The sequence below is a fragment of the Pseudotabrizicola sp. 4114 genome (assembly GCF_031457365.1).
In the GTDB taxonomy this organism is placed as follows: Bacteria; Pseudomonadota; Alphaproteobacteria; order Rhodobacterales; family Rhodobacteraceae; genus Pseudotabrizicola.
In genome coordinates this window covers 722583-735279 of record NZ_JAVDWP010000001.1, presented here as the reverse complement: position 1 = coordinate 735279, position 12697 = coordinate 722583, and the positions used below count along the sequence as shown (strand labels likewise).

Genomic DNA, 12697 nt, shown 5'->3' with positions numbered 1-12697 from the left:
CTGCCGCCCCTTCTCATCTGACCCTCACGGGATAGGGGAAGCGGCGGCGTCTGGAAAGGGGGCGGCAAGTGCTGCGTGCCCGGCGGGCGACAGGGCATAGCGGCCCTTGGCCGGGTGATCGAACCAGCCGTAGTGATTGTCCCGCAGGATCGCCCCGGCCCTTTGGATGCCGGTGGCCTTGGCAAGGGCGGCGGGGCTGGTGCCGTCCGGCAGCGCGGCAAGGGCGGCGGCGAGGCGCAGGGCATCCTGACGGTAGGCGGTCATCCGCTTGACCCTTGTGGTGCCGCCGATGTTGGGGTCGCCCTGCCGCTTGTGGAACTCGCGCAGCAGCCGCCCGGCGCGGGCCGCGTTCTTGCGGGGCTGATAGGGGGCGGGGTCGAGATGCGCCTCCACCCTGCCGTCGCGGACGGTCAGCAGGCCAAGGCCGAGGCGGCGCAGCAGGGCGATCAGGTCGCGGTAGCGGTGGGTCCATTTTGCGGGCTGGGGCACGGCGAGGTAGACGTGGTCAAACAGCCCCTGCCGCGCCACGCCCTGCAGGATCAGCGGCAGGTTGAGGGCGGTCTTGAGCTCCACGATCAGCGGCGGGTCCGCCTCGCGGCAGGCCATGACATCGGCCGCCCCGACTTCGGCCTTGACGGTATAGCCCTGCGCTTCGAGGAAGGCTTTGACCGGGGGGTAGAGGTCGGACTCTTTCACAGGGTGCCCACTGTGTTACAGGGAGGGGGAGTGGGTTATTTCAATGGGTTGGGTGTGTGGAATTAGGAGGTTGTTAAGGTTTGGCGGCACGAGTGGCGGGGTGAACCCCGCCCTACCTGTAGGCGGCCGCCATATGGTGAATGGCGGTGTCTGTGGCTGGCGTTGCACCGGGGGTTTCACACCCGTCGCCGATTGCGCTCGGACCAATGGCGCACAACCGGCAACCCCCCGTGTACTATTTGGGCCAAGATGAATGAGCAAAAGGGTTGGGTTATCGCACCTTCAGCGTGGCGAGGCCGATCAGGGCGAGGATCAGGCTGATGATCCAGAAGCGGATCACGATCTGGGGTTCGGCCCAGCCCTTTTTCTCGAAATGGTGGTGGATCGGGGCCATCAGGAAGACGCGTTTGCCGGTGCGTTTGAAGTAGAGCACCTGGATGATCACCGAGAGCGCCTCGACCACAAACAACCCGCCGACGATGGCCAATACGATTTCATGCTTGGTGCAGACCGCGATGGCGCCGAGCGCGCCGCCAAGCGCGAGGCTGCCGGTGTCACCCATGAACACCGCAGCCGGGGGGGCGTTGTACCACAGGAACCCCATGCCGCCACCGAACAGGGCGGCGCAGAAGATCAGAAGCTCGCCGGTGCCGGGCACGAAGTGGACGCCGAGATAATCGGTGTAATTGAAGTTGCCGACCACATAGGCGATCACGCCGAAGGTGCCTGCGGCGATCATCACCGGCATGATGGCAAGGCCATCCAGCCCGTCGGTCAGGTTCACTGCATTGGCGGCGCCGACGATGACGATCATGCCGAAGGGGATGAAGAAGACCGACATGTTCAGCAGCAGGTCTTTCAGGAACGGAAAGGCCAGCTGGTTGGTCAGGCCCGAGGGGTGAAAGCTGGCGGCGGCGAAGGTTGCAAGCGCTGCGATGATCAGCCCCGCAGAAAAGCGGACCTTGCCCGAGACGCCCTTGGTGGTCTGTTTGGTGACCTTGGCATAGTCATCGGCAAAGCCGATCAGGCCAAAGGCGATGGTGACCAGCAAGACGATCCAGACATACGGATTGTCGAGCCGGGCCCAGAGCAGGGTGGAGACCAGGAGCGCCGAGAGGATCAGAAGGCCCCCCATGGTGGGCGTGCCCGCCTTGGCGAAATGCGAGGCCGGGCCGTCATCGCGGATCGGCTGGCCCTTGCCCTGCTTGCGGCGCAGGATGTTGATCAGGGGCTGGCCGAACATGAAGCCAAAGATCAGCGCAGTCAGAAAGGCCCCACCGGCGCGGAAGGTTATGTAGCGGAACAGGTTGAAGAAATCCCCCCCGGCGGAGAATTCTGTCAGCATATACAACATTTACGCGGTCCCTTCTGTTGGGGCGGTGCCTTGGGCCATTTTGCGCAGGGCGTCAACGACGAGGCTGACCTTGGAGCCTTTTGAGCCCTTGACCAGCACGATGTCGCCCGCATCGACCAGCTGGCGGGCGCGGGGGACGAGGTCGGCGGCGGTGTCTACCCAGTCGCCGCGCTGGCTGCGCGGGAGGGCCGCGTGCAGGACGCGCATACGCGGGCCGACACAGTGGATGGTATGGATCGCGGCGAGGCCCGGATGGCGGGCGATGGCGGCATGCAGCGCGGCCTCGGTCGCGCCAAGCTCCAGCATGTCGCCGAGGATGGCGATGCGGCGGCCCTGCCCGACCCGGCCGACGCCGTTTTCGGGCTGGGCGGCGATGAGCACGTCGAGGCTGGCGGCCATCGAGGCGGGGTTGGCGTTGAAGGCGTCGTCGATCAGCTGGAAGCTGGTTTCGTCCACGCGGTCCAGCTGGATCGTCTCACGCGTGCCGCGCCCTTTGGGCGGCTGCCAGTTGCCGATGTCGCAGGCGGCGATGGTGGCATCGCAGCCAAGCGCATCGGCGACGGCCAACGCGCCGAGGGCGTTGAGCGCGAAGTGCTTGCCGGGGGTGCGGACCTTGAACAGCACGGGCGCGCCGTTGCGGGTGGCGCGGGCCACGGTGGCATCATCGGTGATGTCGGCGTGGTCCATATGGTATTGCGCGCCGGGGCTGGTGCCGAACAGCACCGCCTGTGCGCCGGTGGCGGCGGCCTTGGCCAGGAGGATCGGCGTGGTGGGCAGGTCGGCGTTGAGGATGGCGGTGCCATTCGGCACAAGGCCATCCATGATCGCGGCTTTTTCCTGCGCAATGGCCTCGACATCGGCAAACGCCTCCAGATGCGCCGCACCGACGGTGGTGATCAGGATCACATGCGGCTGCGCCATGCGCGCGAGGGGCGCAATCTCGCCGGGGTGGTTCATGCCGATCTCGATCACGGCAAAAGCGGCATCCTGCGGCATCCGCGCGAGGGTGAGCGGCACGCCCCAGTGGTTGTTGTAGCTGGCCTCGGCGGCATGCACCCTGCCCTGCCCGCCAAGGATGGCGCGCAGCATTTCCTTGGTGCTGGTCTTGCCGACCGATCCGGTGACGCCGACGACCTTGGCTTGCGTGCGCGCGCGGGCGAAGGTGCCCAGTTTTTCAAGGGCTTGCAGAACGTCGGGCACGATGAGGAGCGGCGCATCTTCGGCCACGCCTGCGGGGCGGTGGGTGACCAGGGCGGCGGCGGCGCCTTTGGACAGGGCTTGCGCCACGAAGTCGTGGCCGTCGCGCACGTCTTTCAGCGCCACGAACAGATCGCCGGGCTGCAGGGTGCGGGTGTCGATCGAGACGCCGGTGGCCTGCCATGTGGCGGTGGATGTGCCGCCGGTGGCGGTGACGGCATCGGCGGCGGTCCAGAGCGGTGTGGCTGGCATCAGATCACCCCATCGAGGGCGGCAACGGCGACGCTGGCCTGTTCCACATCATCAAACGGATAGACCTGCCCGGCGATGGTCTGGCCGGTCTCGTGCCCCTTGCCCGCGATCAGCAGGGCGTCACCGGGTTGCAGCGCATCGACGCCGCGCAGGATGGCTTCGGCGCGGTCGCCCACTTCGGTCGCGTCCGGGCAGGCGGCCATGATCGCGGCGCGAATGGTGGCGGGGTCTTCGGAGCGGGGGTTGTCGTCGGTGACGAAGAGCACATCGGCATGGGCGGCGGCTGCCGCGCCCATCAGTGGGCGTTTGGTGGTGTCGCGGTCGCCGCCGGCGCCGAAGACGATGAGGATGCGGCCCATGACATGCGGGCGCAGCGCCTTGAGCGCGGTTTCGATGGCGTCGGGGGTATGGGCGAAATCGACATAGACCGCCGCGCCATTGGTGCGGGTGGCGGCAAGTTGCATGCGACCGCGCACGCCGGTCAGTTTCGGAAGCGTGGCGAAGACGGCTTGCGGATCATCGCCGGAGGCGATGGCGAGGCCTGCGGCGAGGGCCACGTTTTCGGCCTGAAACCCCCCGACGAGGTTGAGACGGGTCATGTAGGGCTGGCCCTGCCAGGAAAAACGCAGATCCTGCCCGGTGGCATCATAGCGCTGCGACAACAGGCGCAGGTCGGCCCCCTGCCCGTGGCCGATGGTCATGGTGGGCAGGCCGCGGTCCAGGCACAGCTCGACAATATCCGAGCCATGCGCGCCATTCAGGTTGACCACAGCCACCGCGTCATCCGGCAACAGCCGGGTGAACAGCGCGGCTTTGGCTTCCAGATACGCCTCCATCGTGTGGTGATAGTCCAGATGGTCCTGTGTCAGGTTGGTGAACCCGGCGGCGCAGAGGCGCACGCCATCCATCCGGCGCTGGTCGAGACCGTGGCTTGACGCCTCCATCGCGCCATGGGTCACACCGGCCTCGGCGGCGGCGGCCAGCATGGCATGCAGGGTGAAGGCGTCGGGGGTGGTGTGGGCTGATGGCGCGGTCCATGCGCCCTCGACCCCGGTGGTGCCGATGTTGATGGCGGGATGGTCCAGCGCTTCCCAGATCTGGCGGGTAAAGGTGGCCACCGAGGTTTTGCCATTGGTGCCGGTGACTGCGACCATGCGGGCGGGCTGCGCGCCGAACCACAGGGCGGCGGCGCGGGCAAAGGCCTCGCGCGCGTCTTCGACCACGACGACCGAGGTCGGGCCGGGCGGCAGCAGGCGCGCGCCTGCGCTGTCGGTCAGGATGGCGGTGACCCCCTGTTCGATTGCGGTGGCGGCAAAGGTTGCGCCATGCAGCCGGCTGCCCGGCAGCGCGGCAAAGAGAAAGCCGGGCTGCACGGCCCGGCTGTCTGCCGTGATGCCGATGATGGCAGGGTTCGCCCCCGCCCTTGGGGTCAGCCCAAGATCTGCCAGTGTCGCGCGGCGCGGTGCCGGATGCGGTGCCATGTCATGTCCCCTCAGTTCCGCACGGCTGTTAGCCTATCCGCGGGGGGAGCTTCAACCATTGGCCGGATGCCCAGCAAGGGCGCGATGCGTCTGGTGATCTCGGCCGCGACCGGAACCGAGGTCCAGCCAGCGGTGCGGCGCGGCTCGGTGCCCGAGGTTTCCACGGGTTCATCCAGGGTGACCAGCACGACATAGCGCGGGTCCGACGCGGGGAAGACCGAGGCGAAGGTGTTGATCACCTTGTCTTTGTAATAACCGCCGGTGCGTTTGGGTTTGTCGGCGGTGCCGGTTTTGCCCGCCACCTCGTAGCCCGGCACTTCGGCCATGCTGGCGGTGCCGCGTGTCACCACCTGCCGCAGCATCGACACCGAGGCATCGGCCACATCTTCGCGCATGACGCGGGTGCCGGGGCGCGGGCCGGTCTGTTTGATCAGCGTCGGTTTGACGGTGATTCCCCCGTTGGCGATGGTGGCATAGGCCGTGGCGAGGTGCAGCGGGCTGGCTGACATGCCATGGCCGTAAGAGGTGGTGATGGTGACGATTTCGGGCCAGCGGGCGGGCAGCAGCGGCCGCGCGCCGGGGGCTTCGGTCAGTTCGACCGGGGTGGCCTCGAAAAAGCCCAGCGATTTGAGAAAGGCCTGCTGGCGCAACCCACCGATCTGCAGCGCCATCTTGGCGGTGCCGACGTTGGAGGATTTGACCATGACATCGGTGACCGACAGCAGCGGGCCATAGTTCTTGCCCTGAAATTCCTTGATGCGGTGCTTGCCCCATTGCATCGGCGCATTGGCGTCAACCATGGTGTCAGGCCCGACAAGGCCCAGTTCCATGGCTTGCGCGGCGGCAAAGATCTTGAAGGTCGATCCCAGTTCGTACACGCCCTGCACCGCGCGGTTGAACAGCGGGCTGTCGCCCGGCTCGGCGTCTTTCGGCAGCACCGGGTTGGGACGGTTGTTGGGGTCAAAGGCGGGAAGACTGGCCAGCGACAGGATCTCGCCGGTTTTTACATCCATGATGATGGCGGCGCCGCCCTTGGCGTTCATCATGGTGATGCCCGCGTCCAGAATTTCCTCGACTGCCGCCTGCACGGTCAGGTCAATCGACAGCTCCAGCGGGGTGGCGACCAGTGCCGGGTCGCGCAGGCGGGCATCCATCGCCCGCTCGACCCCTGCGGTGCCGATGACTTCGGCGGAATGCACGCCTTCGGCCCCGAAGGACGAGCCGCCAAGGATATGGGCGGCAAGCGTGCCGTTGGGATAAAGCCGCATCTCGCGCGGGCCGAACAACAGGCCGGGATCGCCGATGTCGTGAACCTGCTGCATCTGTTCGGGGCTGAGCACCTTGCGGAGCCAGATGAAGCTGCGGCCATCGGTGAAACGGCGGGTCAGATCATCGGCTTTCAACTCGGGGAAGATCGCGGCCAGTTCGGTGGCAACGCGGGCGGGATCGACCATGTCTTTGGGATGCGCATACAGCGCATGGGTCAGCATGTTGGTCGCCAGCACCCGACCGTTGCGGTCGGTGATGTCGGCACGCTGGGCCAGGATTTCGGCGCCCGAAGCCAGCGACCGCGGCTCGGCCGCTTCGCTCGCTGACAGCGCGCCCATGCGGATGCCGATGGCGGAAAAGGCCACGAAAAACGAGAACCCAAGGATCAGCAGGCGCACTTCAGCACGGTTGCGCGAGACATCGCGCATCTGTTCATGACGCAGGCGCAGATTTTCGCGCTCGATCACATCGGGGTTTTCACCCTGGGCGCGGGCCTTGAGAATCCGGGCAAGCGGGCGGAGGGGGGTGCGGGTCATAGGGGTTCCTCCTCGCCGTTCAGCTGACCGTTGACCATGACGGAGTTGTTGATATCACCGAAGAATTCCTCGACCGCCGGGTAGGACAGGTTGGCGGCATCGCCGAATTGTGTCGGCTCCAGCGGCATCAGGCCCAGACGTTCAAAGTTGAGCGAGGCCAGTTCGCGCAGGCGGTCGGGGCGGTTGAGGTAGGCCCATTCGGCGCGTTGCAGGGCAAGCGCCTCACGCAACCCTGCAATTTCGGAATTGAGCGCCGAGACTTCGCGCAGGGCCTGACGGGTATCGTAATGTTCGCGGTACGCCCAGAATCCAAGGCCAAGCACGGCGATGAAGGACAGCACATAGATGACGGGGCGCATCAGCGGCGTCCTTTCTTCTGGGGCGGCGGTTCCGGCAGGCCAAGGGCCTGCGGATCGAGGGTCTGGGCAGGCGCCGTGGTCCGGCGGCCAATGCGCAGCTTGGCCGAGCGGGAGCGCGGGTTTTCATCGAGCTCACGGTCGTCGGGGCCGACAGCGCGTTTGGTCACGATGTCAAACCGCGCTGTGTTCAGGGTGGATTGCGGGGCGTAGCGGTTGGTGTTGGGCTCGGTGCCGGAGGCCAGCTGGAAAAAGCGTTTGACGATGCGGTCTTCGAGCGAATGAAAGCTGACCACGGCCAGCAGCCCGCCGGGTTTGAGCGCGCGTTCAGCGGCCATCAGCCCTTCGGCCAGTTCGGTAAATTCGGTGTTCACCGCGATGCGGATCGCCTGAAAGCTGCGGGTCGCCGGGTGGCTTTGCCCCGGTTTGGGGCGTGGCAGGCAGCGGGCGACGATTTCGGCCAGTTGCAGCGTGGTTTCAATTGGCGCGCGGGTGCGGTGCTCGACAATGGATTTTGCGATGCGGCGCGAGGCGCGTTCCTCGCCGTAGTGATAGAGGATATCGGCGAGCCGGGTTTCATCAGCGGTGTTGACCAGATCGGCGGCAGAGGGGCCGTCCTGCGACATGCGCATGTCCAGGGGGCCGTCCTTCATGAAGGAAAAGCCACGCTCGGCCTGATCGAGCTGCATCGAGCTGACGCCAAGATCGAGCACCACGCCATCCAGGGGGGTGTCGCTGTACTGATCAAGGTTGGAGAAGGTGCCTGCCACCAGCGTCAGCCGGTCGCCATAGGTGCCGCGCCAAGCCTCTGCCATCTGCAGCGCCATCGGGTCACGGTCCACGCCGATCACATCGGCCCCGGCATCGAGCAGCGCGCGGGCATAGCCCCCTGCCCCGAAGGTGCCATCCAGCCACAGCCCGCCAATCGGCGCGCAGAGGTCGAGAATGGGGCGCAAAAGCACCGGGATATGCGGGGCGCGACCCTGTTGCTGATCGCCGTTCTCTGCCATCTCACCCGACCTTTGGGTAACGGCCAACCACCGCAAGGGCATCTTCGCCGTCATCTTCATCTTCGTCATCGCCGAACACATCGCGGTAGACATCGCCACGCCACAGCGAGAAGCGGTCGGTTGCACCGGCAAGGGCGGATTCGACGCCTTCCTTGATCATCTCGGGGGTGATGCCCAGCTTTTCCCGGACCGGCCCGGGCAGCACGATGCGGCCATCGTCATCGATTTCAACGGTCGCAGAGCGGGTGACCAGATCGCGTTCGGCCTTGATCCGGTCTTTGCTGCCCAATGGAATGGTTTCGACCCAGCGCGCCAGAGCATCGGCGCCTGCCATGGAATAGCAGTCGCAGAACTGACGGTTCTTGCCGCCATAAACGATGACCATACGGGTGCGGGGGGTGTCAGAGGTGCGGGGATCGCCGGCATCGAGGACACGTCGGAACGGCGCCGGGATCAGGACCCGGGCTTTGGAATCTACCTTTTGGTAGTATTCACCGCGAAACATGTCCGACATATTGCCTGAGCTTGCGCCCGTCCCTTTCCGTCGTTGCGCCCCCTGTGCGGGGGTCTGAAATGAATACGGCGGACCGAGCTGCTGCCACTGCTCGATCCGCCGCCTGTCCCATCGCTGGGCGTCCAGCTACGCGCGCCACCTGGGGGAGATGTCTGCTCGCTCGCGCGCCGGATCTGTGTTGTCTAAACGGGTTTGCCTGTATGAAGCCTGACTGTTTCGCCTGTTTGCGGTCTTAAGCTGCCGCTGCTGTTCGTACTGCCCGTTTCGATGACCAAGGGATGCCATGGGATTATCTGGGAAGCAACGGGAATTTTCGGGCAAAGGCGGGCGGATGGTGGTGCTGCGGCATGTCTGCAACAGCATCTAGAGGGCATTATGAACAAGATGCAGTAATTTATAGCCGGTAACGTCCGCGTGAACGCTAAATGTAGTGCGGACATTTTTTCCCAGAGTTTCCCGGCCCAAGGTGAGAATTTTTCCGGCCCGGGCGTAAATGCGCCGCAAAATGGCCTTGTATGACAGGACGATGACCCCGGAAACGCAAGAAACCGGGGTTTTCACCCCGGTTTCCCAGAAAATCCCGGTTGCGTGATTCGCCGTGATCAGCGTTTCCCGGCTGATCCCGGCCCGTCCCGGCTTGGGTCAGGCCATGCCGCCCGCAATCAGGCGGTGGGCCAGCCGCGCATAGGCCTCGGCCTCGGGCGCGTCGGTGGCGGCGATGGGGGTGCCAGAGTCGCCCGCCTGGCGGACCGCGAGGGTCAGCGGAAGCTCGCCCAGGAACGGCAGATCAAGGCGCGCGGCATCGGCCTTGACCCCGCCATGGCCAAAGATCTGCGTCTCATGCCCGCAATTGGGGCAGCAGAAGGTCGACATGTTCTCGATCAACCCCAGCACCGGGGTCTTCAGCTTGAGGAACATATCCAGCGCCTTGCGCGCATCAATCAGCGCCACATCCTGCGGAGTCGAGACGACGATGGCCCCGGTCAGCTGCGTTCGCTGGCACAGGGTCAGCTGAATGTCGCCGGTACCGGGGGGCAGGTCGATGAGCAGGATATCCAGCTCACCCCAGGCCACTTGAGTCAGGAGTTGTTGCAGCGCGCCCATGATCATCGGGCCGCGCCAGATCACCGCCTCGTCATCCTTGAGCATCAGGCCAAGCGACATCATGGTGACGCCATGCGCCACGATGGGTTCGATGATCTTGCCATCCGGGCTGGCGGGGCGGCGGTTGACGCCCATCATCCGGGGCTGGCTGGGACCGTAGATATCGGCATCCAGAAGGCCGACGCGACGCCCCTGCCGCGCCAGGGCGACGGCGAGGTTTGAAGATACGGTGGATTTGCCGACCCCGCCCTTGCCCGAGCCAATGGCGATGATGCGGTCGATGCCGGTCAGCTTTTGCGGCCCGCCCTGTTGCGGGGTGGGGTGCTGGCCGATTTTCAGGCTGGGCGCGGCAGGTTTGGCGGCAGGGCCATGGGCGGTGGTGACAGCCTGAACCGAATGGACGCCCGGCAGCGCACGCACGGCCGATTCGGCCAGCGGTTGCAGGGGGGCAATCTGGCGGGCGATTTCGGGACTTGGGGCCTCGATCACGAAGCGGACGGTCAGGCCATCGGCAGATTCGTCGAGTGTGAGCGCCCGGATCATGTCCTGAGACACAAGGCTCCCCCCCTCTGGCAGCCTGATTCCGGCCAGAGCCGCCATCACATCATCGCGCGAGACACCCATTGCTGTTTTCCTTTTGCCTGTCGTTGCAGCACAGTTGCGGTCTTTGCAGCAAAGCTCAAGGATTGCTTGACCAATTGCTCAAATTTTGCGCGAAGGCGCTGTTATTAATGACGTTTCCGTGACGTTGAGCCATGCGGTCGGTGCATGGCAGCCTTGCGCATCAATGCTATTGTGCAGTTGCAGCATTTGCCCCATGTTACCCCTAACAACGCAGCAGAACGCTGCAACGGACCTGAACCAAGAGGCTAGAGTGCTATGGCTTATGTAAACTCCTCGCGTGCCGCTTCCTACGGCATTGCTGACCGGGCTGCGGCCATCGTCAAAACCATTCGCGTCGGTCTGGAACGTCGTCGGGTGTTCAAACAGACTGTCCGCGAACTGCAGGCGCTGTCGAACCGCGAACTGGCTGATCTGGGCATTCACCGCGCCATGATCACCCGTGTTGCCAACGAGGCTGCTTACGGGAAGTGAATTGTCTTTGCGAGGCCCCTCTCCTCCTCCCTGGGGTCTGTAGCAAAAGCGTCGGTATCAACCTCCTCCCTGATACCGACGCCCTTTAAACCGGAGCACGCGCTCCTATCTGATACGAGCGGCCTCTTCCTCCTCCCTGAGGCCGATCGGTACAGCGGCACCCTCTCTCCTCCTCCCTGAGGGTGCCGCGGATCATTCGAGGGAACGACTTTTTAAGGTCTGTCCTTCACCATAGTTCGAACGGCTCCTCCTCCTCCCTGAGCCGGTCGGATCAGCGGCGGCCCCCTCCTCCTCCCTGGGGTCGCCGCGCCCGAAATCCGAGGGTTCCATCCCTCAGCACAGTTCGAACGGCTCCTCCTCCTCCCTGAGCCGGTCGGAATGGCGGCGGCCCCGTCCTCCTCCCTGGGGTCGCCGCACCCGAATTCCGGGCGATTTGACGCCCACAGGCTTCGGTCCTGCCCCCTCCTCCTCCCTGGGGTTGGATTGAAAAGCGGAACCTGCGCCCCCTCCTCCTCCCTGGGGTTCGGGTTCCCGGATACGCCGACCCCCTCCTCCTCCCTGGGGTTGGTCGTGAATGATGCGGCGGCGCCCCTCCTCCTCCCTGGGCGTCGCCGTTTTCATTTTCAGGGCTTGCGGTTGCCGGGCTGGACCGGAATAGTCGCGGCAAACGGGGGCGTTATGCGGATTTCCTTGATTTCAGCGGCGGTTGTCGCGGCGCTGGTCGGCTATGGTTCGACCATCGCGCTGGTGCTGGCGGCGGCTTTGGCGGTGGGGGCGGACGCGGGTCAGACCGCAAGCTGGGTGCTGGCGATCTCATTGGCCAAGGCGGTGGGGTCGGCCTGGCTGTCGGTGTGGAACCGGGTGCCGGTGGTGCTGGCGTGGTCCACGCCTGGGGCTGCGCTGATCGCCGCAACGACCGGAATCACCATGCCCGAGGCGGTCGGGGCCTTTGTGCTGGCGGGCGGGCTGGTGGCGCTGACCGCTGCGGTGCGGCCCCTGAGCCGGCTGGTGGCCGCGATCCCTGACGGGATTGCGGCGGCGATGCTGGCGGGGGTGCTGCTGCCGTTCTGTCTGCGTGGGGCCGGGGCGGCAGAGGCGGCACCGGGACTGGTGCTGCCGATGGTGGCGGTATTCGCGCTGGTGCGGCTGTGGAATCCGGCGCTGGCGGTGCTGGCCGCTTTGGCGGCCGGGGTGGCTTTGGCCTTTGGCACAGGGGCCGCGCTGTTGCCCGCCCTGACCTTTCCGGCCCCTGCCCCGGTCTTCGTGATGCCCGACTGGAACATCGGCGTGCTGATCGGGCTTGGCCTGCCGCTGTATCTGGTGACGATGGCGAGCCAGAACCTGCCGGGATTCGCGGTGATGCGGGCGGCGGGCTATCAGCCGCCGGTGACGCGGGCGCTGGCGGTAACGGGTGGGATTTCCGCCGTCTCGGCGCTGTTTGGCGCGCATACGATCAACATGGCCGCGATCACGGCAGCGATCTGCATGGGCGATGATGTTCACCCCGACCGCGACCAGCGCTGGAAAGTCGGTCTGGCCTATGCGGTGATCTGGGTGCTGCTGGGCCTGTGTTCGCCCGCGATTCTGGTGCTGTTGGGCGCGCTGCCGCCGCAGGTGATGGAGGCTTTGGTCGCGCTGGCGCTGCTGGGACCGCTGATGGGGGCACTGGCCGGGGCGTTTGCGGTGGCAGAGACGCGGTTTGCGGCCACGATCACCCTGGCGGTCGGCGGGTCCGGCGTGGTGGTGTTTGGCGTGGGGGCCGCGTTCTGGGGGCTGGTCGCGGGATTGGTGATCTACGGGCTGGAGCGGGCCCGGCGCGGCTGAGGGCTTCGC

Annotated in this window: 11 protein-coding genes; 2 read left to right on the top strand and 9 right to left on the bottom strand. The window is 65.7% G+C overall.

Annotated features, from left to right (window positions below; all coding sequences use genetic code 11):
* Positions 1-24 precede the first annotated feature (24 nt).
* The 9 genes from J2X53_RS03645 to J2X53_RS03605 form a co-directional block, all read right to left on the bottom strand.
* Entirely contained in the window at positions 25-696 is a 672-nt protein-coding gene (locus tag J2X53_RS03645; protein WP_349036091.1) for a DUF2161 family putative PD-(D/E)XK-type phosphodiesterase, read from the bottom strand.
* A gap of 271 nt (positions 697-967) precedes the next feature.
* Positions 968-2050: a phospho-N-acetylmuramoyl-pentapeptide-transferase gene (gene mraY / locus J2X53_RS03640; protein ID WP_349036090.1), complete on the bottom strand. Its 1083-nt coding sequence runs from the start codon at positions 2048-2050 to the stop codon at positions 968-970.
* Positions 2051-3499 carry a UDP-N-acetylmuramoyl-tripeptide--D-alanyl-D-alanine ligase gene (gene murF / locus J2X53_RS03635; RefSeq protein ID WP_349036089.1) on the bottom strand — a complete coding sequence of 483 codons (1449 nt, stop codon included), beginning with the start codon at positions 3497-3499 and terminating at the stop codon, positions 2051-2053.
* Complete coding sequence (locus J2X53_RS03630) at positions 3499-4980, bottom strand: UDP-N-acetylmuramoyl-L-alanyl-D-glutamate--2,6-diaminopimelate ligase (RefSeq protein ID WP_349036088.1); 1482 nt, start codon at positions 4978-4980, stop codon at positions 3499-3501. Before J2X53_RS03630 ends, murF begins: the two co-directional genes overlap by 1 nt.
* Positions 4981-4991: 11 nt before the next feature.
* A complete protein-coding gene (locus J2X53_RS03625; RefSeq protein ID WP_349036087.1) occupies positions 4992-6785 on the bottom strand; it encodes a penicillin-binding protein 2 in 1794 nt (597 codons plus the stop codon).
* Positions 6782-7144 carry a cell division protein FtsL gene (locus J2X53_RS03620; RefSeq protein WP_349036086.1) on the bottom strand — a complete coding sequence of 121 codons (363 nt, stop codon included), beginning with the start codon at positions 7142-7144 and terminating at the stop codon, positions 6782-6784. The genes J2X53_RS03625 and J2X53_RS03620 overlap by 4 nt, the downstream gene beginning before the upstream one ends.
* A complete protein-coding gene (gene rsmH, locus J2X53_RS03615) occupies positions 7144-8151 on the bottom strand; it encodes a 16S rRNA (cytosine(1402)-N(4))-methyltransferase RsmH (RefSeq protein WP_349036085.1) in 1008 nt (335 codons plus the stop codon). The genes J2X53_RS03620 and rsmH overlap by 1 nt, the downstream gene beginning before the upstream one ends.
* Position 8152: 1 nt before the next feature.
* Positions 8153-8656: a division/cell wall cluster transcriptional repressor MraZ gene (locus J2X53_RS03610; RefSeq protein ID WP_349036084.1), complete on the bottom strand. Its 504-nt coding sequence runs from the start codon at positions 8654-8656 to the stop codon at positions 8153-8155.
* Between the two features lie 651 nt (positions 8657-9307).
* Positions 9308-10393, bottom strand: a complete 1086-nt coding sequence (locus tag J2X53_RS03605) for an Mrp/NBP35 family ATP-binding protein (RefSeq protein WP_349036083.1) — start codon at positions 10391-10393, stop codon at positions 9308-9310.
* Between the two features lie 255 nt (positions 10394-10648).
* Between J2X53_RS03605 and J2X53_RS03600 the strand changes: the two genes are divergently transcribed.
* Both J2X53_RS03600 and J2X53_RS03595 read left to right on the top strand, forming a co-directional pair.
* The gene (locus tag J2X53_RS03600; protein WP_349036082.1) at positions 10649-10864 is read left to right on the top strand and encodes a DUF1127 domain-containing protein; all 216 of its coding nucleotides are present in this window, start codon (positions 10649-10651) and stop codon (positions 10862-10864) included.
* A gap of 678 nt (positions 10865-11542) precedes the next feature.
* Positions 11543-12688 (top strand): benzoate/H(+) symporter BenE family transporter, encoded by a 1146-nt coding sequence (locus tag J2X53_RS03595; RefSeq protein WP_349036081.1) that lies wholly within the window; start codon positions 11543-11545, stop codon positions 12686-12688.
* Positions 12689-12697: the final 9 nt, after the last annotated feature.

Excerpts from the sequence above, each read along its gene's own strand:
- mraY (WP_349036090.1), bottom strand. The coding sequence starts at position 2,050 with ATGTTGTATATGCTGACAGAATTCTCCGCCGGGGGGGATTTCTTCAAC.
- murF (WP_349036089.1), bottom strand. The coding sequence starts at position 3,499 with ATGCCAGCCACACCGCTCTGGACCGCCGCCGATGCCGTCACCGCCACC.
- J2X53_RS03630 (WP_349036088.1), bottom strand. The coding sequence starts at position 4,980 with ATGGCACCGCATCCGGCACCGCGCCGCGCGACACTGGCAGATCTTGGG.
- J2X53_RS03625 (WP_349036087.1), bottom strand. The coding sequence starts at position 6,785 with ATGACCCGCACCCCCCTCCGCCCGCTTGCCCGGATTCTCAAGGCCCGC.
- J2X53_RS03620 (WP_349036086.1), bottom strand. The coding sequence starts at position 7,144 with ATGCGCCCCGTCATCTATGTGCTGTCCTTCATCGCCGTGCTTGGCCTT.
- rsmH (WP_349036085.1), bottom strand. The coding sequence starts at position 8,151 with ATGGCAGAGAACGGCGATCAGCAACAGGGTCGCGCCCCGCATATCCCG.
- J2X53_RS03610 (WP_349036084.1), bottom strand. The coding sequence starts at position 8,656 with ATGTTTCGCGGTGAATACTACCAAAAGGTAGATTCCAAAGCCCGGGTC.
- J2X53_RS03605 (WP_349036083.1), bottom strand. The coding sequence starts at position 10,393 with ATGGGTGTCTCGCGCGATGATGTGATGGCGGCTCTGGCCGGAATCAGG.
- J2X53_RS03600 (WP_349036082.1), top strand. The coding sequence starts at position 10,649 with ATGGCTTATGTAAACTCCTCGCGTGCCGCTTCCTACGGCATTGCTGAC.
- J2X53_RS03595 (WP_349036081.1), top strand. The coding sequence starts at position 11,543 with ATGCGGATTTCCTTGATTTCAGCGGCGGTTGTCGCGGCGCTGGTCGGC.